The following is a 21,378-nucleotide window of genomic DNA, read 5'->3' on the forward strand; positions in this document are numbered from 1 at the left end:
TCAACAATGAATGAAACGATCATGCCTAACAAATGGGCACTGCTTCCCCTCGTCGTATTCCTGGTCCTCTTCATCGGAGCCGGGATCTTCTATGACGACTTTTACAAATTTCCGATCCTTATCGCCGCATTGATCGCTTTGATCTTTGCTGCAATCACGACGAAAGGATCCATCAATCAAACGGTCGAACGAATCGCAACGGGTGCCGGAAATCCTGATATCATGATCATGGTCTTCATCTTCTTATTAGCCGGTACGTTTTCTGGAACGGCAGAAGCAATCGGTGCCATCGATGCAACCGTCAATGCTGCTTTGACGTTCCTACCTCCGTCATTACTGATGAGTGGTCTGTTCATCATCGCTGCCTTCATCTCGATGGCAATGGGAACATCGACTGGAACGATTGCTGCACTCGCGCCGATCGCCTTCGGTATTCATGAAGCGACAGGCATCAACGTTGCGATCGCAGCAGCGTCAGTCGTTGGTGGATCGATGTTCGGCGATAACTTGTCGTTCATCTCGGATACGACGATTGCTGCCGTCCGTACCCAAAAAACGAACATGCGCGATAAGTTCCGGACGAACTTCATGATCGTCCTACCGGCTGCTATTTTGACGGTCATCCTACTCGCATTCGTTTCTGGTTCTGGTGACGTCGTCGAAGCAAAAGCATTTGAATTCTACAAGTTGATTCCATATCTTGCTGTCATCGTCCTTGCACTATTTGGCGTCAATGTCATTCTTGTCTTAATTGGTGGTACGTTACTCACCGGCATCATCGGTATGATTGATGGTAGTTTCGGCTTGAGTGGCTTCGTCCTCTCGATGTCAAAAGGAATGATGGGCATGGCGGAAATCTCCATTTTGACGCTCCTCATGGGTGGTCTCGTCAGCTTGATCACGTTCAACGGTGGAATCGTCTACTTGAAAGAGACGTTGACGCGCAAGATTTCTCAGCGTCGCGGTGCCGAATTCAGTATGGCAGCACTCGTCAGTGCGACGAATCTCGCAACGGCGAACAATACGATCTCGATTCTCGTCGCTGGACCACTGGCAGCTGAAATCGCTGATACGTATGAAGTCGATCGCAAGAAATCAGCGAGTATTCTCGATATCTTCTCTTGTGGGATTCAAGGTATCATTCCGTATGGGGCGCAACTCTTGATTGCAGCAGAATTGACGAAAACGGCTTCACCGGAACTGATTCCGTATCTGTTCTATCCGTTCCTGCTCTTCGTCTGTGGATCGATTGCCATCATCTTCGGTTTCCCACGTCCAAAGAAATCAGTTGCTCAACAAGAAAAAATCTCTTCTTAACAAACGACAGGTCCGATCGCTATGATCGGACCTGTTTCGTTATTTTTTCTGCTTCGCTTGTCGTTCTAAAATCAAATACGCGATTGCTGGAAGTGGAAACTGAACGAGTCCCGCGCCTCCCCATACCCACGGGTTACGTCCTGATTTTCGTACACTGAAAAATAGGCTAACTGCTTGCGTGACCAACAAGGCACTAATACTAAGCCAAGCTCCCTTTGATAGCTTTTTATTCTTTTGAGCCATCCTTTCTCCCCCTCTTTCTGACATACGGTCAGATGTGATGAATTCTCTTTTATTTTAACCCATTCTATTCCTCCATGAGCATGGAAACGGACGGTTTCGTTCGTTCGTGCTAAACTAAACGAGCAAATCTAAACTACGTTTTATGAGGAGGAGTAACACATGCAATACGCAAAACTTTCAAACGGTATTACGATTCCCCAAATTGGATTCGGTGTCTGGCAAGTAGACGAAGAGACAGAAGCACCCGCTGCTGTTGCTGAAGCATTACGTGTCGGTTATCGTCATATCGATACGGCTGCTGTCTACAAAAACGAGCGCGGTGTCGCAAAAGGAATCAAGGAAAGCGGCGTGAAACGTGAGGATCTCTTCTTAACGTCAAAAGTCTGGAACGATGATATTCGTGCCGGTCGGACGAAGGAAGCATTCGCAGAATCGCTCGAACGTCTCGAAACAGATTATCTTGACCTTTATCTCATCCACTGGCCGGTCGAAGGCTATATCGAAGCGTGGAAAGCAATGGTTGAACTGTATGAAGCAGGCAAGATCAAAGCGATCGGTGTCTCGAACTTCAAAGAACATCACCTCGATACATTGGCAGAAGAGGGCTTGATGGCACCAATGATCAACCAAGTCGAATTGCATCCACAATTGCCACAACACGAACTGCACGAATACTTGCAAGATCACAACATCCAAGTCGAAGCATGGAGTCCACTCATGCAAGGGAAATTCCTCGAAATCAACGATTTCAAGGAAATCGCAGAGAAGCATGGTAAGACACCTTCACAAGTCGTCTTGCGCTGGCACCTCGACAACGGTATCGTTGCTCTTCCAAAATCCGTCACACCAGAACGCATTGCAGAAAACTTCGACGTCTTTGATTTCCAACTCGATGCCGATGATCTTGAGAGAATTGATCGTCTGGCAACGGATGTCCGCCTCGGACCGGATCCAGACGAAATCGATTTTTAATCTAAAGGTTATCGTAAAAAAGAACGGCTTCCATGTGAAGACGTCTTGCTTCATCTGAACGACGAGAGACCCGTTTCCAGTCTACGACTTGGAAGCGGGTCTCTTTTTTTTATGATTTAAGCTGATCAGACATAATAAATCAAAATCGTATCTTCCGCTTCTTCTGCCTTTTGAAAATAGGCACGTAAATCGGCAAACTGTTCCCAGATATCCTCGAATTCGCCCGGTGTTCCGGCTTCATCATGAATCGAAGCGAGTGCCCGTTGATCAAAATTCCGCATCACCTCAGCCGAGATGATGAGGAGTGGCAAGGGCAGAATACCGACAATCGCCGCTTTCTCCTCATTGACGATCAACTCTTCGCCAACGATCGCTCGTCCCAGGTTGTAATGTGTGTCTTGATCAATATAGATATCGATTTGATTCATCAAATGATAGATGGTGTTCGTCTGTTCGAGGGCGAACAATTGTTCATGATCGGGTTGTGTCTCATGAATGAATAAAATCCAGTCCATGATGATGTGGGGATCGTTTCCGAACGACTCCCAGACCGCATCCGTGACGCGGACGAAATGTACGTTTTCCATTCTCCCCCTCCCTTCTGTACTCTGTATTCCCTTTTTAAATTCGTTCTATACAAAAAAAGAGCCAGATTTCTCTGACTCCCTTTTCCTTAAATTGCTTTTTCGTCTTTTTCTGATTCTTGCCATGCTTCAAGCGCATCTTTCCCCGGCAAGTTCGGAATCGAGTCCGCATAGAATCGTGGCTCTTTTCCAGCTTTTCGTTGCCCGACATAATCTTCGAGCGCTAGTTTCGCGATTTTCGAGAGACGGAAGATCGCATACAAGTTAACGATCGCCATCAGTCCCATGAAGATATCTGCCAACGCCCACACGAGGTTCGCCGATTCAACGAGTGAACCGAAGACGATCATGACGAGAACGAGTACACGATACGCCATCAAGACTTGTTTATTTTCACGGATGAAGTTGATATTCGATTCACCGTAGTAGTAGTTTCCGACGACAGAACTAAAAGCAAAGAGGAAAATCGCGACGACCATGAATCCTGTCGCGAGTGATCCCACTTGTGATGCGAGCGCACCTTGCGCTAAGTCGATCCCAGCTACCGGTTGACCACTAGCATCCTTTGTTGCCACTCCACTGACGAGAACGATCATCGCTGTCGCCGAACAGACCATCAACGTATCAACGAAGACCGCAAACGATTGAATCAACCCTTGTTTGACCGGGTGAGAGACTTCCGCTGTTGCCGCTGCGTTCGGTGCTGAACCCATACCGGCTTCGTTCGAGAACAAACCGCGACGAATACCATTCAGAACGGCCGCCCCGATTGCTCCCCCTGCTAACGTCTTAAACTCGAATAACCCTTCTTGGAAGATCAATTTAAAAATACTTGGCAGTACTTCAAGATTCGTCGCCATGATATAGAGCGCGATCAGGATATAACCACCGGCCATGATCGGTACGAGGAAAGACGCGACGGTTGCGATACTACGGACGCCACCAAAGATGACAAGTGCCGTCAGCACGACTAGTCCGACCGTAATCCATGTCTTATCAAAGCCGTATTGATTTTGAAGTGAAAGCGAGATCGTATTCGATTGAACGGAATTGAAGACAAATCCGAATGAGATCGTAATCAAGATACTGAATAAAATCCCTAACCAACGTTGACCGAGTGCTTTTTCCATATAATAGGCAGGGCCCCCACGCCATGCCTTATTGTCCCGCACCTTGTAGATCTGCGCGAGTGTACTCTCGACGAATGCCGATGCCGAGCCGATCAAGGCAATCAACCACATCCAGAAGACCGCTCCTGGTCCACCAAGTGCGATCGCTGTTGCGACACCCGCGATATTACCAGTACCGACACGTGCTGCCGTACTGATCGCAAATGCTTGGAATGGCGACACGCCGTCTTTCCCTTTATCCGTTCCTTGGAACAGTAAGCGTAACATCTCCGGTATCATCCGGAATTGAACGAACCGCATCCGGAATGTAAAATAAATCCCTAATCCGACGAGTAAGATGATCAGTACGTTCGTCCATAAGTAGTCACTGATTCTACTGACTACATCCATTACCTGCTTCTCCATCCGATTCCCTCCACTTCCACCACATAGTTTCTCTTTTTTAGATGTAAACTTTTTTCACATGTGAATTATCATACGCAATTTTTTTTGAAAAATCAAACTCATCTATACCTTAGGGCGCAAAAAACGTGTCAAACCTCACATCAGATGTCAGGTTTGACACGTTCATTTAAACAGGTTTTTAGATTAGATGAACAGATTCAGATTGGCACCATCCGTTGCACCAAGGTAACTGGCGACGCCACCATAATCGATATCATCCAGTAATTCCTCTTTCTTGATGCCCATGATATCCATCGACATCGTGCAGGCGATCATTCGGACACCAGCAGCTTGTGCTTTTGCCATCATCGTCTCGAGTGCATCGACTTGTTTGTCCTTCATGACTTTTTTCATCATTTTTTGACCGGCGCCTGCCATGTTCATGTTCGAGAGCGGCAGCTCCCCGGCATGTTTCGGCATCATCATGCCCATCATCCGTTCGATTCCTGCTTTCTCAACTGCCGGTGCGTCTGGTTTTCGAATGATGTTCAAGCCCCAGAACGTAAAGAACATCGTCACTTGTTTTCCCATCGCTTGTGCACCTTGCGCAATGACGAAAGAAGCAAGTGCTTTATCAAGATCACCACTGAAGACGACCATCGTCGCATCATCTGCCGGATTGACTTGAACCGGCGCTGCAGCTGGTGTCTCCCCTTGCCCTTTTTCAAGCAAGACCTCGACGACCCCTTGATTCATCTCCGCTGAATGGACCGTGTGACCTAGTTTTTTCGCCCATGCTTGAACGTCCGGTAAGAATCCCGGATCCGACGCTTTGACAAAAATTTGCTCGCCATCCGTCATCTGGTCGATTTTTGTTTTTAACTCTAAAATTGGACCCGGGCACTGTAAGCCGCACGTATCGAGCAACATCACTTGTGCCGGTGCAGCCTTCGTTTTTGGTTCACGTTTCGTTAACGTCACAGCAGTCTCCTCCTCCGCTTGGCTTCGTGCCTTTTGATCTCGATGCACGACCGACCATGTTTTGTAGCCGCCGCTTAAGTTTTTGACATCATAACCGTGTTGTTGCAACAATTGACTCGCAACATATCCACGTAATCCGACTTGGCATGTCACATAGATCGTTTGATCCTTCGGCAGATCATCTAACTTCTCACGTAACGTCGGTAACGAGATGTTGACCGATCCCGGAATCGCACCTAACTCGTTTTCCGATGGTTCACGGACATCGAGTAACAAACCACCGTTGGCGACGATCGCATCGATTTCGTGCCAATGAACGTTCGTACTGTCACCTAAGACGATATTTGACGCGATATATCCTGCCATGTTAACCGGATCTTTTGCTGAACTATACGGTGGTGCATATGATAGTTCAAGATCTGGTAAATCAAGCACTGTCAAGCCGCCTTTAATCGCTGTCGCGAGGACATCGATTCGTTTCTCGACACCTGTCATACCGATTGCCTGTGCACCATAAATCGTTCCTTCAATTGGATCAAATAACAGCTTCATCGAAATGGGACTCGCCCCTGGATAGTAACCCGCATGGGATCCCGGATGGAGGTGAATCGCTTCATAACGCATACCGAGCTGACGCAATCGTTTTTCGTTGTTACCGGTAGAAGCGACTGTCAAATCGAAGACTTTCGCTACTGCTGTACCGAGCGTTCCACTGTACCGGACATCGCGCCCGGCAATGATGTCGGCGACGAGGCGCCCTTGACGGTTCGCAGGCCATGCGAGCGGTACATGTGTCGCTTCCTTCGTGATAAAATCCTTAACTTCGATCGCGTCACCAATCGCAAAGATCGACGGATCGGATGTCCGCAGTTGATTGTCGACTTGAATCGTCTGTTTGATTCCAAGCGTTAAACCAGCATCTGCTGCGAGCGTGCTCTCCGGTGCGACACCGATTGATAAGATGTTCATCTCTGTCTCAATCACGCGTCCACTTGTCAAGACGACACGACGACCTGCTTCTTCAAAACGAGCGACGCCATCTTCTAGAATCAGCTCGACGCCTTTTGCCCGAAGATGTTCATGAACGATCGCTGCCATTTCCGGGTCGATCGGAGCCATGACTTGGTTTGCCATTTCAACGAGGGTAACGTGTGCCCCACGTTCGACAAGATTTTCTGCCATCTCGAGACCGATGAATCCTCCACCGATGACGACTGCCCGTTCCGGACGTGTCGTATCGACGTATTCTCGCATCCGGTCCGTATCCGGAATGTTCCGTAACGTAAAGACATTTGTTGCATCACTCAGTCCTTTAATGTTCGGACGAATTGGTTTTGCACCTGGAGAAAGAATCAGATGATCGTACGATTCATCGTATTCTTCACCTGTGTCAACGTTACGGATCGTGACAGTCTTCGCTTCACGGTTGATCCGAATCGCTTCCGACAAGTTACGGACGTCTAAATTAAATCGTGCATGCATCCCCTCTGGCGTTTGGACAAGTAATTTATTGCGATCTTTAATGACATCTCCAATATAGTAAGGCAGTCCGCAGTTCGCGAACGAGATCTCTTTTCCGCGCTCGAGCAAAATGATTTCTGCCGTTTCGTCAATCCGGCGTAGTCGTGCCGCTGCCGTTGCGCCACCTGCGACGCCACCTACGATGATCGTTTTCATCTAAATGATTCCTCCTTGAAGTACTATCTGCCACTCAATATACCCTGTCAGGTATGTATTTTCAAGTCAGTTGCTTGCGGCTTCACAGATATGACATATCCCATTCGTTTTGTATTTTCTTCCTATCTGAACGGACATTAGTTGCATTTCCTTCTGAAATGCTTGAAACTAAATCTATAGTATATAAAGGGGGATTTTGCAATGGACCAGGAACGTAACTCGAACGAATCAAACGAGAACAATAAAGTGACACCGATTCACCAAGATCGTCAACCCGAAACAAACGAACAAGGAATCGCGCCGCAACAGCAACAACACTTGGAAGCTTTCCAAGCTTTCCTCGTCGAAAAAGGCATTCCAATGGAAGCGCGTGAGAATGAGACACACGTCTTCTTCATGACACAAGAAAAAACACCTGCTGGAGCAGAACCGATGATGATGATCGTCTTCAGTAAGACGACGACAGATGTTGAATTGTTCGCTCGTACAGTGACACACGTACCAGATGGTGTCGAGGATCTTCCGATTCTTAATGCCATTAACGATTTCAACCAAGAGTTCAAATACTTCCGCGTCGTTCTCGATAGCGACCGTGATGTCACGATCGCATCGACAATTGATCTGGATCACGGCTTCAATCCAGCAGCGATCTTCGGACATTCTGTCATGATGTTCCAAGCATCGGACGAAGTCTATACGTATTTGACAAAACTGTATGAACAGTTCTGATTTTTGATTTTGGACGGCTTTGGATTCTTATTCCAAAGCCGTTTTTTATTTAAAGTTCAATTAAAAATATGAATTATTCTCCTTACGTTCAGATTTCTGAAAACAACTACATGATAGAAACTTCTTATCACTTTTGTAGGAGGTCACGATTATGAAAAAGCGCATAAAACTAGCTTCGATCTTTATGTTAGCTGGCATCTTAGCTGCCTGCGGTTCGAACGAAACCGATACGACTGTACCGAAAAAAGAGCAGTCGACAGAAACGAAATCAGCGGATGCTGGAATCGCTGCAACGACATTGATAGATGAATTGACGATCTACAGCTCGATCAAAGCAGAACTCGACAAAGCGAAAGACGGACAAGCAATGGATTGGAAGATGGTCAAGACGAGTTATGAAGCAAAACTAAAAGGTGGTGTCAAAACGGTAGCACCAGAAATCGACCAAGTCATTCAATCCGCTTTAATAGATGTTGAAGCGAAGAATCTCGATCAGAACATCGCACGTCAACTCGTCGATAAAGGTCTACAATCCTATTTCTATCAATTACAAAAGGCAACTCAAGCAAAAGCTGAAGAAGCACTCGTTGCGGGTAAACCGGAAGCTGCAACAGAAGCACTCAAAGATGTCGAAGCAATGGCAAAGACCGTTTTCATCCCGACAGCGAAAAAGTGCGACGTAAGCTACGATTTCAAAAATGAAGATGCGATTGCTCAAGCAATTACTTCTGGTCTATCTGCCCAGCAAGAAGCCATTGATACTAAAAAAATCGGTGACTTCAATGTCGCGAAACAAGTGACGGATAAATCGATTTATCGTTCGTTCTACTTGGCTGCACTCGATTATGCTCAAAAAATCGAGGATGGTGTCAAAAGCGGGACGGACGAAAAAGAATTACAGGTAGGGCAAGCAGAAGGATATGCTTCCCTCCTTGCAGTTAAAAAATCTTTAGCGGATGGCGAGGAAGAGACTGTCAAAATACTAAAAGAACGTTATGACTTCTCGAAGACAAAGCCAGCTGACGTTTCTTACAAAGAAATCGAAGGATTATTCGCACAAGCGTTGACGGAAAAAGTCGACGAATCTTATGAAGAAACACAAGAAGCAATCGAGAAGAAAGACATCGATACAGCACGGGCAAAAGCAATGGAAGCTAACCTGTTCATCGTTGCGATGAAACCCACGCTTGAAAACCGTCTCGGTAAAGAAAAAGTAGCGCAAATCACTAAAGATGCGAACGAATGGTTCGCGCTCGTTGAAAAAGGTGACGTCAAGGCTAAAATGATAGGTGAACGGATTACGGACGCACTCAAACCATTTAACTAAGCAAAAATGTTATGAAAACGGAGTGCTAAGGTGAACCTCTTCATGTCTACACCAAGCTTCCGCTTTACGAGTGATGCCCGATACGAATCAGAAGACGCGCAAGCGATTTGTATCAACTAACGATGCCATGATGGCATGACTATAAAAACCATGTCGATTCCCGAATGACACTGTGGAGATCGACATGGTTTTTTCATTGCTGTATATCGTAACGACGTTCCATATAATCAAAGGTACCGCCACTAATTTCAATCGTCCGGACCGGTTTAAAGCCAAGACGGCGATACAGTCGTTGCGCTCCAACGTTCGTTTGATCAGCGTTTAACGTAAACGCTTGTAGTCCCTGTTTCTCGCCTACTTCCGCTGCTGCCTGCAACAGTTCCGTACCAATTCCTTTTCCACCATGACGCGCATCCACTGATAAGGTATCCAGGTAATAGACCGGTCCTTCCGTCTCGACGTCGATCTGGACGTCTTGACCTGTCCACTGTTTCAATTGTTCTTTAATTGGTTCGTCGAGTTGTTTCGCCTCTGTTCCGGCATAAGCGATCACGATGCCCGCTACTTCGTCCTTGATGATTTTCACGAGGATGTTCTCATGACTGAGCCGGTTTCCGGTTTGGGAAACGAAATAAGCGAGCCTTTCTAGAACTTCTTCTTTTTCTGTCGTTCCCGTCAATGTCTCAGCAATCTCATGAATCGCTTGCTCAATCAACGGGGCAATCTGTTGTGCTTCAGAAGCATGTGCTTGTCGAATCATCTAATCGTTCTCCTTTGAACTTATTTTCTAATTAATGAACCTGAAAAATCGGACTCGACGGTGTCGAATCCGATACATGATTTTTTTAGACATTCATTCGTCTCACTGCGTGACTTTTTGTACGACAGGTGCCGGTACGATGATAGGCTCCCGTGTCATGACAGCAACGACGCGTCCAGCGATTGCTACAGCCAGTAACGTATATAACGTTAAGCTGAGCGGCAGATAGACGAGTGAGATCACTAACACGATGGCATCGAGTCCGAACAAGATCGTTCCGATCGATAGACCTGTCAATTTGCTGAGTCCCATCGATAGCAAATCGTCTCCACCTGTTGCCGCTCCACTTTTCAAAACAAGTCCGAGACCATATCCGGTCACGATTCCGCTAGCGATCGCTGCGATGAGCGTCGCTGGCCAAGCCTGTTCTGGAAAGTGGAACAAATCGAGTCGGTGCCACATCTCATAAAAGACTGATAACGCACCTGCTGAGAGTAACGCTTCGCTGACGAAACGTTTCCCTTTGAAGTACAAGGCACCGATGAAAAATGGAATATCGAGCACGATCATTGAGATCGAAGGATTGATATCAAAAAAGTATCGACCGAGCAACGATAATCCGATGAAGCCGCCTTCTGCTAATCCGAACTGTTCATTCAATGTGTAGTAACCGAACGCCATGATCAGCGTACCGGTTAAGATGGTTGCGATTCGTTTCATGTTTTATTGTCCTCTCCCGTTTACATCGTGGGAGAGGTTTTATACGTCCCGTTTGGGTATTCATCTATTTTCGCTCTCCCTGATTTTTATAAGCCATTACCGTCTGTTCGTTATGACCGGTACTGCTAAAAATCAGGTAAGCTGAATAGATGATTGGTCCTCTCGGTATCCATCGGTTTCCACCCCTTCATTAAAAATCTATTTTCATTATAACCCGAATTTCAGTAACTAAAACAGTTTTACGCATTCTTCACATAATCCAAATACTTTTGCTCACTCATTCACAATTTAGACAAGATTATGCTCAACGTTGAACAAACTACTTGAAAGTGAACTTGTGAAGGATTACACTAAGTATATCAAATGAATGTGATTTACATCACAAACAAAACACAAAGGAGACTTTACCCATGAAAGTAGCAGTCATCGGATGTACACACGCAGGAACAGCAGCAGTCAAAGAACTCGCTTCACAACAAGATATCGAGATCACCGTTTATGAGCGGAATGACAATGTATCGTTTCTCTCTTGTGGGATCGCACTTCACGTCGGTGGTGTCGTCAAGCACGCGGAATCGCTATTTTACTCGTCACCAAGTGAACTTGCTGAGCTCGGAGCCGAGATGCGTCTGAAACATGATGTACTTGAAATCGATAGTGAACGTCAAACGATCGTTGCGAAAAACCTCATGACTGGTGAAGTCGTTCACGATACGTACGATAAACTCATCATGACGACTGGATCTTGGCCAATCATTCCAATGCTTCCTGGTATTGAGTTGAACCAAATCGAGCTCTGTAAAAACTATCACCACGCTCAAACAATCATCGAAAAAGCATCAGATGCAGAGCGGATCACGGTCGTTGGTGCAGGCTATATCGGTGCTGAACTCGTCGAAGCGTTTGAAGCCTACGGAAAAGATGTTACGTTCATCGACAGTGCAGATCGCATTCTCAACAAATACCTCGACCGCTCGTTCACTGACGTCATTGAACGCGAATTAACAGATCGCGGCATTCGTCTTGAACTTGGACAAACCGTCCAAAGCTTCAAAGGAGAAAACGGTGCTGTCACACACGTCGTTACAGACAAAGGCACATTTGAAACGGATCTCGTCATTCTCTGTGTCGGTTTCCGCCCAAGCACGGAACTCTTAAAAGGACAAGTCGATATGTTACCGAACGGTGCCATCATCGTTGACGATTATATGCGGACGAGCAACCCGAACATTTTTGCTGCTGGTGACAGCTGTGCCGTCTATTACAACCCAGCTCGGACACATGCCTATATTCCACTCGCAACGAATGCTGTCCGGATGGGTACGCTCATCGGAAAAAACTTACTCGCACCAAAGATTCGTTACCAAGGAACACAAGGCACATCTGGTCTTCGCTTATATGATTTGAACATCGCGTCGACTGGTTTGACAGAAGAAGCGGCACCCTTGTTCGGACTTGAAGTGAGCAGCACGACAGTTACAGATGCGTATCGTCCAGAGTTCATGCCAACAGCAGAAGACGTCCAATTGAAGCTCGTCTTCGAGACGGCAACACATCGTGTCGTCGGTGCACAAATCATCTCAAAAGTTGATTTGACACAGGCAATGAACACACTTTCTGTCGCGATTCAAAATGACATGACACTTGAAGAGCTCGCTTTCGTCGATTTCTTCTTCCAACCGCACTACAACAAACCGTGGAACTTACTAAACCAAGCAGCTCTACAAGCAATGAGCGAGCGCCAATCAGCTCGTGTCTAAATTTATTGCAAGATAGATTAAGTGCAATTTTTCTCTATTATGAGGAGAAAGATTGCACTTTTTGTTCATTTCGAACCGTTTTCTATAAAAGAACACGTCATGCAGTTTGCGATTTGAATGCGTAATCAATGACTGAACGTTACAGTCACCTCTTCATTTTTCCGTTTCAATCTGATAAAGATGCTGCCAGTCCTGATACGACATCGTTCCGTTCATCGTCTCCATATCAAAGCGTAACGGTGCGATCAATTCGAGTGAATTACCATCTGGATCCTCGAAGTAGATTGCTGCGTGCGCATGTGGATGATTATCGAGAACGAGCGGTTGATTTGCTCCTGCTACACCGAAGGCTGATCGAACTTCAATCCCTCTCTCCTTTAACCAGTCCTGTGCTTTGTCGATATTTTCATGCTCCATCCGAAACGCAACATGGCGAATCGACGGATGATACGGTAACTCAGCTTGACCTGCTTTCCATAGCCCCAACCAACTCTTACCGTGCTCGATCCAAAAGAAAGCGACGCGTTCATTTCGGAACGCACATTCAAGACCTAACTCTTCGTAAAAGACAATTGATCGTTCAAGTTCTTTGACCGGTAAATGAGCTTCATACAATCCAGTAATCATCTTCTTCACACTCCTCTTTTTCGAGTGTAAACCATCAATTTCCAAATTTACTATCATCAGAAACGTTTAATCCGACCTGTTGAGGGAACATACACGCTATACCAAAACCAACTTTCAGGAGGAATGTTTACATGGCTGCATCGAAAAATCCGTTAACACAATACTTCAATGACGATTTCCCAAAACAATATCAGGACGCACCAGCGGTTCAAGCAAAAATGGAACCTGTTCCCGATTGTGGCGAAGAGAGTTATAAAGGCTCTGGCAAATTGATCGGCAAAAAAGCATTGATTACGGGTGGCGACTCCGGCATCGGCCGAGCAGCAGCAATCGCCTACGCTCGTGAAGGGGCTGATATCGTCCTTAACTACTTACCGGAAGAACAACAGGATGCTGAAGAGGTCAAAGCACTCGTTGAAGCAGCGGGACAAAAAGCATATCTCTTACCTGGTGATTTAAGTGATGAAGCGTTCTGTGGACAACTCGTCAAAGAAGCACATGAATCACTCGGTGGACTCGACATTTTGGCACTTGTCGCGGGTAAACAACAAGCTGTCGAAAACATTCTCGACCTTTCGACGGAGCAATTACGCAAGACATACGAAATCAACGTCTTCTCCCTCTTCTGGGTCGTCAAGGCAGCCTTGCCACTCTTAAAGGAAGGCGCTTCGATTATCACGACGACATCTGTCCAAGGATATAATCCAAGCGCGAATCTCTTGGATTACGCTTCGACGAAGTTTGCCATCAACGGTTTCACGCGTGGACTCGCTAAACAAGTCGCGCCAAAAGGAATCCGTGTCAACTCCGTCGCACCTGGTCCGATTTGGACACCACTTCAAATCTCGGGTGGTCAGCCAAGCGAGAACATTCCAGAGTTCGGACAGGAAACACCACTGAAACGAAGTGGTCAACCGGTCGAACTGTCGGATGTGTATGTCTTCCTCGCTTCAGACGCTGCAAGCTATGTCACGGCGCAAATCTATGGTGTCACAGGCGGAATCGAATTAGCATAAGGAGTGAATCTCGACAGGATAGCTTCGGCTATCCTGTTTTCGCGTGTCTTAACGGGATATCAGTTGCATCACGAAGCACCATTTAGTCTAATGAGAGTAATAACGATGAAGGAGTGAATCAGATGACTGAAAAAGAAAAGATGATTCAAGGGGAACTCTACTTAGCACAAGATCCGGAACTCGTAGCTGACCGTATCCGGGCACAATCGCTCTGTTATGAGTTCAATCAATTGAGTGTTCATGATGGGACTAAACGGAAAGCACTTCTTCAACAATTATTCCAGACGGAGCAGACCGACTTTTACATTGAACCGACCTTTAAATGTGATTATGGCTACAACATTACGTTAGGGGCTCGCTTTTATGCCAATTATGACTGTATCTTGCTCGATATTTGCCCGATTACGATTGGTGACAACTGCATGCTTGCTCCAGGAGTACATATCTATACTGCGACCCATCCACTCGATCCTGTCGAACGCAACAGCGGTTATGAATTCGGAAAACCGGTCGTCATCGGAAATAATGTCTGGATCGGTGGACGTGCGGTCATCAATCCCGGTGTGACGATCGGAGATAATGCTGTCATCGCCTCAGGTAGTGTCGTCGTCAAGGATGTACCGGCAAACAGCGTCGTCGGTGGAAATCCAGCCCGAGTCATCAAGACGATCTAATTCTCATCAAATTCTAATCTGTTCCTCAGCTTCCTTTCACGTGGTCTGGTTATTCTATGTATAAGAACAACAGCCACTACTAAAGGAGGACATCATCATGACTGCAAAACGAACAGATAAAGGGAATAAACGCTTCAAAAAAGGAATCGCTACACTTGCCGTAACGGGTACAGTCTTAACAGGAGCCGGTGCGTTCCTACTCTTCACAGGTCCAGGACACTCTCTCGTCAACTCGACGGTCACTACTTCACAGCAGGCAGAGCAAAAAGTCGAAGCTGCTTCGCGCCAAGTCGAACAAAAGCTTCCAGCTTCGATGCGTGACGATCAGGAACTCGAAGGCACATTACAGAAACTATCGGATCGTTCGATGACGATCGACGTCAATGGTGACGCTCAGACGTATGACTTTGCTTCTTCAGTCGAACGCGAAGCCGTGCAAGAAGGTGATTGGGTCAAAATCGATCTGAATGCAAATCAGCAAATCACGGAACTTGAGCGAGAAGATCAAGATGATCGGAATGACCGAGAGGACGATGGCAATCGCTCAGATGATTCATCGGATGATGCGAATGAACGATACGGCATCCTTCGCGCCCTATCACAAAGTGAATTGACACTCGAACAAGATGGACAAGAGACGGTCTACGCGATTGCAGATCGTGCGGAACGTGACGCTGCGAAACCTGGGGATATCGTGAAAATCGAATTGAATGCGGACGGTCAAGTCCGTGAGCTTGATCGGGAAGACGACGACGAGGATCGTAATGCTACACGTGACGAAGACCGTGACGATGCACGGGAGCAAGAAGTCCGCGGCACGCTCGCTAAAATAACGAATCAAGAGATCATCATCGAACAGAATGGTACGCAAAAATCGTACTCTCGTGCATCAAACATGGAACAAGATGATGACGTCCGAGTCGGTGGTTCCGTCAAACTTGAGTTGAACGCGTCAGACGAAGTGACAGAAATCGATGAATGATCATTAAAGGAGGATGTTTATGCCAACCACCATCTTAATCGTTGAGGACGATGCGAAAATCGCACGCCTCCTTGAACTCGAACTCCAATATGCCGGGTACGCGACACGTGTCGCCTCTAACGGAAAAGATGGTCTCGCTGCCGCTGAGCATTCGGTTGATCTCGTCTTACTCGACGTGATGATGCCGGAGCTGAGCGGCTTCGAGGTGTTGCGCAGGCTCCGTGGAAAAGGCATTCATGTCCCTGTCATTATGCTAACAGCACGTGGGGAAGTTTACGATAAGGTCGCAGGACTTGATCTTGGTGCGAATGATTATGTGACGAAACCGTTCGAAATGGAGGAACTCCTTGCCCGGATCCGGGCGTTACTCCGCACTCCCGCTTCAACGAATAACGCATCGCGCACGTTACAATTCGCTGATCTTGTACTCGACCTTGATCGACACGAAGCATTTCGCGATGAATTGCGACTCGATTTGACACCACGTGAGTTCGAACTCCTGACGTATTTACTCGAAAACAAGGAACATGTCCTGACACGCGAACAAATCCTAAATCGCGTCTGGGGGTACGATTACTTCGGCGAGACGAATATCGTCGACGTCTACATCCGTTATCTTCGGAAAAAAGTCGATGCCCACCCTCCTGCTTTGATTCAGACCGTTCGTGGGGTGGGGTATGTGCTACGGGAGGCGACGCCATGAAGCTTCGAACGAAACTCGCTTTATCCGTCACCGCCTTTACGACACTTTTATTACTGCTTTCGTTCATCGTCGTGACCTTCGTCGTCCGCAATCATTTGATTGAATCCCGTTATACGCAGCTTGAACAGGCAGAGGAATTGATGGAGGATGATTCATCAGTCCGGGCATTACTGACGCTTCATGAAGATTCCGTCGTCTTATCGAACGAAGATGGACGATGGGGCATTTCAAACGATGAAGAGGATGACGACTCGTCTACCGTTAACGGAGACGTACGAGCAAGTGACCTCCCCGGTATCCCGCGCTCGAACGAACCTTTCAAGTCTGGCGATTGGTTCGGTATCGTCTATCAGGATCAAGCCTATTTATTCGAAGATGAAAGCGTCGATGATACGGTCTCGACACTCATCTTGACCTTCACCATCGTGTTGGTCGTCGGAATCGTCATCGCGTTCATCGGTAGCTTCTGGATTGCATATCAGACGCTCCGCCCGCTCAGACAACTGAATGATACGATGCAACGGATCTCGTCTTCTGGAACGCTTGAGACTGTGCAGACCGAACGCGATGATGAAATCGGTCGCCTCGGTCATGTCTTCAATCAGATGATTGGGCGTGTCGATCAGACAATGGAACAACAACGGCAATTCGTCGCCGATGTCTCGCATGAGATGAAGACACCATTGACCGTCATCGAAGGCTATACACAATTGTTGAAACGATGGGGAAAAACGAAGCCGGACGTCCTCGATGAATCGATTGAACACATCTTGCAGGAGACGCGCGCGATGCGGACGACCTTGATCGAGCCCATGCTCGAACTGTCTCGTCTCGGGTATGAAGAAACATCTGTTGAAGAGATCGATTTAGCCGAGCTTGGGAGCGAACTCGCCGATCGGATGTATCACGTGACAGGGACGATCATCCCTGTTGATGCCTCTGGAACGATCCGGGCGAATCGCGAAGCGGTACTACGCATCTTGACGATTTATATCGATAACGCCCTGAAATATGCCACTTCTCCTGAATTACATCTTCGCAAGGAGCGACTTGCTGTCCTTGACCGCGGGACATCTCTAACGAACGAAGAACGTGCCCGGTTATTTGACCGGTTTTACCGACTTGATGCAGCACGCGATCGTTCAGGAAGTGGGCTCGGATTGTCGATTGCCGCTGCACTTGCGACGACACACCATTTTCAGGTCGGTAGTGAAGCGCGTCAGCCAGATGGCAGTTGTTTCTATCTGATTCCCGAGCAGTCTAAATGAAACTTTTTCTACATTTGTGTCGTACACTTAAGGAAGAACGTCACATGATGAAAGAAGGAATTTCACGATGGCTAAAAAACGTTGGGGTGGACTTGCTGTTGCCGGCGCCTTTCTCTTAACGAAAGGAAAGGTCATCCTTGCCTTATTGAAACTTTCGAAGTTTGGAGGCACTCTGATTTCGTTCGGAGTTTCGCTTCTCTTTTACGCTCAAGTATTCGGTGTCTGGTTCGGAGTCGGATTACTCTATCTCCTATTCATTCATGAGATGGGACATCTACTCGCTGCGAAACGACTCGGTTTTAAAACGGGTCCTGCGATTTTCGTACCGTTCATGGGAGCCGTCATCGGGATCAAAGATACGTTCCGGACACCAAAACAAGAAGCGATTCTTGCGTACGGTGGACCACTCGCGGGTCTCGTGTCCCTGATTCCGCTTGCGATTGGATACGCTGTGACGGGAAATGACTTTTGGCTCGTCATCTTCCATCTCGGAGCTCTATTGAATCTCTTCAACCTACTTCCCGTCAGTCCGCTTGACGGCGGACGGATTCTTGCGGGACTTCCGATCATCGTTTGGGTTGCGGGTCTTGCTGCCTTGATTGCTTACGGCCTCACGAACTTCAGCTTGATTCTGCTCTTGATCGCTTTCTTCGGCGGTAGTGCTGTCTGGAAACGGTATAAGTTCGCAAAACAATATGAAGAGAACCGATCGACCTTGATGTTATACCGTGCTGCACGCGAACGTGTCTTACGCGCAAAGGCGGAACAAGAACGTGCAAACGTGGAAGTCGCTCTTGCACCGGAAGTGGAGGAAGAACAAACGGTCGAAAGTACGTACGACCCGATTGCTTGGTCACTTCGTCTCGATTTACAAGATTTGCGACAAGCGAGTCCGGAAGAGGCACGTCAGGAAGCGGACGATCTGTTACGGTATCAATATGATGCTGCGAACGACTACGATGCGTTGTTGCGACGAATCGATCAGCGAATCGAGCCGCTCCGACTCGCTGAAGAGTCCGTCCAGTATCACCAGATGCCGAAAAAACAACAAACGATCACGCTCCTTGCTTACTTGGCGCTCGATGCCATTTTATTCATTGCTTTCGAGTACTCGAAAGGTTATCTCCCTACACCATCTTGAATCTAGTTCCATCGGATGCGCTTCATAGCGCATCCTTTTTTCATGGAGCAAACACATTGACTAGAGTGATTTCTTGCATCTCATCAAAGAAGCGACTACTCTGAGTAAAACCCTACTTACCACTTGTCTAAAAAAGGAGGCTCTCCTTCCATGAATAAAAATACTGCCCGCCTGGGTGAAGCACCTGTCAATCAGCTCTTACTTAGTCTCTCTTTACCGGCGATGGTCGGGATGCTCGTCACGGCACTCTACAATATCGTCGATACGATTTTCGTCGCTCAAGGTATCGGTACGGCTGCCGTCGCCGCTGTCGGAATCGCTTTCCCGGTCCAGCTCGTGTTGATGGCGATCGCTAACTCAATCGGTATCGGGGGGGCTGCAATTGCATCACAACGGCTTGGTCAAAAACAAACGGATGGTGCCAGTCGTGCTTATGCCAACGTCTTGATAGCGGTTTTCTTCATCAGTATGCTCGCCATCATCAGTGCTTTCATCTTCGTCGAACCGTTACTTCGTCTCTTTGGAGCGACAGATGAGATCATGCCGTATAGTATCGATTTCTTACGCGTCCTCTTGATCGGATCTCCGTTCTTCATGTTGACGATGGCGTCGAGTGCCATGTTACGTGCAGAAGGACGCGCGAACTATCAGATGCGCGTCATGCTGACGACGGTTGCAATCAACATCGTCCTAACACCGCTGTTCATCTTTGGTCTTGATTGGGGCATCCAAGGTGCTGCACTCGGGACAGTCGTTGCACAAATCGTCGGTGCTGCACTTGTTTTCCGATTCTTCTTTACGAAACGTCGGCAAACGGGGTTAACACTCGATCGAAATGCTTTCAAACCCGATTTCCGTTTAACGTTTCGGATGATGCAAATCGGATCATCGTCGTTCATCATGCAGGTTTCTCAATCGATTTTGTTCATCACCGTCAACCATATGCTCGTCCGGTACGGGGGTACGACAGAACTAGCGACGTTTGCGGTCATCAATAAGTTCATGGCGCTTGTCGGTATGCCGATCATGGGGATCGTACAAGGGATGCAACCGATCGTCGGGTATAATTTCGGTTCTCGGCAATTTAGCCGGATGTCGCTTGCCATCAAACTCGCAATCCGTTACGGCTTATCGTTATCAATCAGCTTGTGGTTACTGATTCAACTGTTCCCCCGTTTTTGGGTCGGCTTGTTCACGGAAGAAGCAGCACTGCTGCAGGAAGGCTCGAGTGCGATGCGCATTTTATTCGCTCTATCGTTCGTCTACGGGATTCAAATGATTGTCAACGGGATGTATCAATCGCTCGCCAAAGCAAAAGTCGCTTTATTCTTGTCCTTGTCACGCCAAACGTTATACACGATTCCACTCGTCCTGATTTTACCCCTGTTCTTCGGTGTCAACGGGGTCTGGTTCGCTTTCCCGATTGCTGATGCGATGGCTGTTTTGACGGCCCTTGTCTTCGCCTATAAAGATCGCGTTCTGTTATTTAAACCGGAGGAATACGTCGCAGAGGAACAAAAAGTCGCCACCGCGAAGTGACTGGAATGGATATCAGATCATCTGCCTTGCAGATGGTCTTTTTTAATGGACTTCTATAATACGAACATGTATTCTGTTACTAGTGAATGACAGAAAGGAGTCTGCTGTATGTACACATTAGCGATTGACTTTGAAACGGCAAATCGGAATAGCCGAAGCATTTGTGCGTTTGGTTGGTCCGTCCTCTCCAACGGTCGCGTCACGGAGAGTAAACAGGTCTTAATCAATCCAGAAGAGAACTTCGACGCCGGAAACATCCGGGTTCATGGAATTCGTCCGAGTGATGTCTTCGATGCACCGACGTTACCTGAAGCGATGGAAGCACATGGCTTATACGATTTAATCGCAGGTGCTCAACTGGTCGTCGCCCACAATGCATCATTTGATATGGGGGCGCTCCAAAAAGCGATTCAAAAATACGATATGTACCAGATGCCCGCTTTTACGTACGGTTGCACGGTCAAATTATCCCGCAAACTGTATCCGTGGTTGCCAAACCATCGATTGAATACGATGGCAGAATTCCTCAACGTCTCTTTCCAGCACCATGATGCGAAAGAGGATGCCTACGTCTGTGCCTTGCTCTTAAACGATATGTTGGAACGAACGAATCTACAGGATCCGGTCACCTTGCATACGTTTTGTGGCGTTCGGATGGGACAGGTTGCCTATTAATAAACAAAAAAATTGTAGACAACAGAGCTGACTCCAAAAAATGACGCATCTTTTCACGCCCTTTCCTCAGGCGAGACACAAGCCAGTTTTCCCGCTCTATTCGAGCAGGAAACGGGTCTCGTTTGTCTCTGACATCGCATAAATGCGCTTTTTCCTGTAGGAGTGAACT

20 protein-coding genes are annotated in these 21,378 nt (G+C 47.3%); 13 read left to right on the top strand and 7 right to left on the bottom strand.

The window, feature by feature from the left end; all coding sequences use genetic code 11:
• The first annotated feature begins 6 nt into the window (after positions 1–6).
• The gene (locus tag B4C70_RS04205; protein ID WP_290777144.1) at positions 7–1,317 is read left to right on the top strand and encodes a Na+/H+ antiporter NhaC family protein; all 1,311 of its coding nucleotides are present in this window, start codon (positions 7–9) and stop codon (positions 1,315–1,317) included.
• A 39-nt stretch (positions 1,318–1,356) separates the two neighbouring features.
• On the opposite strand, the gene B4C70_RS04210 is transcribed toward B4C70_RS04205, so the two are convergent.
• Positions 1,357–1,560 (bottom strand): hypothetical protein, encoded by a 204-nt coding sequence (locus B4C70_RS04210; RefSeq protein ID WP_290777146.1) that lies wholly within the window; start codon positions 1,558–1,560, stop codon positions 1,357–1,359.
• Positions 1,561–1,719: 159 nt separating this feature from the next.
• Here B4C70_RS04210 and B4C70_RS04215 point away from each other — a divergent pair, with 159 nt between their 5' ends.
• The gene (locus B4C70_RS04215) at positions 1,720–2,532 is read left to right on the top strand and encodes an aldo/keto reductase (protein WP_290777148.1); all 813 of its coding nucleotides are present in this window, start codon (positions 1,720–1,722) and stop codon (positions 2,530–2,532) included.
• Positions 2,533–2,657: 125 nt separating this feature from the next.
• Here the strand turns inward: B4C70_RS04215 and B4C70_RS04220 are convergent, their stop codons facing one another.
• The 3 genes from B4C70_RS04220 to B4C70_RS04230 form a co-directional block, all read right to left on the bottom strand.
• Positions 2,658–3,119, bottom strand: coding sequence for a hypothetical protein (locus tag B4C70_RS04220; RefSeq protein ID WP_290777149.1), 462 nt, complete (start codon positions 3,117–3,119; stop codon positions 2,658–2,660).
• A gap of 86 nt (positions 3,120–3,205) precedes the next feature.
• Positions 3,206–4,651, bottom strand: coding sequence for an alanine/glycine:cation symporter family protein (locus B4C70_RS04225; RefSeq protein WP_290777151.1), 1,446 nt, complete (start codon positions 4,649–4,651; stop codon positions 3,206–3,208).
• A gap of 183 nt (positions 4,652–4,834) precedes the next feature.
• Complete coding sequence (locus tag B4C70_RS04230) at positions 4,835–7,288, bottom strand: CoA-disulfide reductase (protein ID WP_290777153.1); 2,454 nt, start codon at positions 7,286–7,288, stop codon at positions 4,835–4,837.
• A 201-nt stretch (positions 7,289–7,489) separates the two neighbouring features.
• Between B4C70_RS04230 and B4C70_RS04235 the strand changes: the two genes are divergently transcribed.
• The gene (locus B4C70_RS04235; protein WP_023469644.1) at positions 7,490–8,017 is read left to right on the top strand and encodes a YbjN domain-containing protein; all 528 of its coding nucleotides are present in this window, start codon (positions 7,490–7,492) and stop codon (positions 8,015–8,017) included.
• A 151-nt stretch (positions 8,018–8,168) separates the two neighbouring features.
• Complete coding sequence (locus B4C70_RS04240) at positions 8,169–9,344, top strand: hypothetical protein (protein ID WP_290777155.1); 1,176 nt, start codon at positions 8,169–8,171, stop codon at positions 9,342–9,344.
• A 193-nt stretch (positions 9,345–9,537) separates the two neighbouring features.
• Here B4C70_RS04240 and B4C70_RS04245 read toward each other — a convergent pair whose 3' ends face one another.
• Complete coding sequence (locus B4C70_RS04245; protein ID WP_035412163.1) at positions 9,538–10,104, bottom strand: GNAT family N-acetyltransferase; 567 nt, start codon at positions 10,102–10,104, stop codon at positions 9,538–9,540.
• A gap of 102 nt (positions 10,105–10,206) precedes the next feature.
• A complete protein-coding gene (locus tag B4C70_RS04250) occupies positions 10,207–10,824 on the bottom strand; it encodes a YitT family protein (RefSeq protein ID WP_290777157.1) in 618 nt (205 codons plus the stop codon).
• A 410-nt stretch (positions 10,825–11,234) separates the two neighbouring features.
• Here B4C70_RS04250 and B4C70_RS04255 point away from each other — a divergent pair, with 410 nt between their 5' ends.
• The gene (locus B4C70_RS04255) at positions 11,235–12,584 is read left to right on the top strand and encodes an FAD-dependent oxidoreductase (protein WP_290777159.1); all 1,350 of its coding nucleotides are present in this window, start codon (positions 11,235–11,237) and stop codon (positions 12,582–12,584) included.
• A gap of 153 nt (positions 12,585–12,737) precedes the next feature.
• Here the strand turns inward: B4C70_RS04255 and B4C70_RS04260 are convergent, their stop codons facing one another.
• Positions 12,738–13,211: a VOC family protein gene (locus B4C70_RS04260; protein WP_290777160.1), complete on the bottom strand. Its 474-nt coding sequence runs from the start codon at positions 13,209–13,211 to the stop codon at positions 12,738–12,740.
• 131 nt (positions 13,212–13,342) lie between these two features.
• Here B4C70_RS04260 and B4C70_RS04265 point away from each other — a divergent pair, with 131 nt between their 5' ends.
• The 8 genes from B4C70_RS04265 (at position 13,343) to B4C70_RS04300 (ending at position 21,209) form a co-directional block, all read left to right on the top strand.
• Positions 13,343–14,227 (top strand): SDR family oxidoreductase, encoded by an 885-nt coding sequence (locus tag B4C70_RS04265; RefSeq protein WP_214856640.1) that lies wholly within the window; start codon positions 13,343–13,345, stop codon positions 14,225–14,227.
• Positions 14,228–14,349: 122 nt separating this feature from the next.
• Positions 14,350–14,901: a maltose acetyltransferase domain-containing protein gene (locus B4C70_RS04270; protein WP_290777161.1), complete on the top strand. Its 552-nt coding sequence runs from the start codon at positions 14,350–14,352 to the stop codon at positions 14,899–14,901.
• A gap of 97 nt (positions 14,902–14,998) precedes the next feature.
• A complete protein-coding gene (locus tag B4C70_RS04275) occupies positions 14,999–15,883 on the top strand; it encodes a hypothetical protein (RefSeq protein ID WP_290777163.1) in 885 nt (294 codons plus the stop codon).
• 19 nt (positions 15,884–15,902) lie between these two features.
• Positions 15,903–16,586, top strand: coding sequence for a response regulator transcription factor (locus B4C70_RS04280; protein ID WP_058704419.1), 684 nt, complete (start codon positions 15,903–15,905; stop codon positions 16,584–16,586).
• Positions 16,583–17,854 (top strand): sensor histidine kinase, encoded by a 1,272-nt coding sequence (locus B4C70_RS04285; RefSeq protein WP_290777164.1) that lies wholly within the window; start codon positions 16,583–16,585, stop codon positions 17,852–17,854. The genes B4C70_RS04280 and B4C70_RS04285 overlap by 4 nt, the downstream gene beginning before the upstream one ends.
• A gap of 67 nt (positions 17,855–17,921) precedes the next feature.
• Complete coding sequence (locus B4C70_RS04290; RefSeq protein ID WP_290777165.1) at positions 17,922–18,995, top strand: site-2 protease family protein; 1,074 nt, start codon at positions 17,922–17,924, stop codon at positions 18,993–18,995.
• 150 nt (positions 18,996–19,145) lie between these two features.
• Positions 19,146–20,534, top strand: coding sequence for an MATE family efflux transporter (locus tag B4C70_RS04295; protein WP_064300670.1), 1,389 nt, complete (start codon positions 19,146–19,148; stop codon positions 20,532–20,534).
• A gap of 108 nt (positions 20,535–20,642) precedes the next feature.
• Entirely contained in the window at positions 20,643–21,209 is a 567-nt protein-coding gene (locus B4C70_RS04300) for a 3'-5' exonuclease (protein WP_053452136.1), read from the top strand.
• Positions 21,210–21,378: the final 169 nt, after the last annotated feature.

Source organism: Exiguobacterium sp. UBA5002 (genome assembly GCF_002396765.1).
In the GTDB taxonomy this organism is placed as follows: domain Bacteria; phylum Bacillota; class Bacilli; order Exiguobacteriales; family Exiguobacteriaceae; genus Exiguobacterium_A.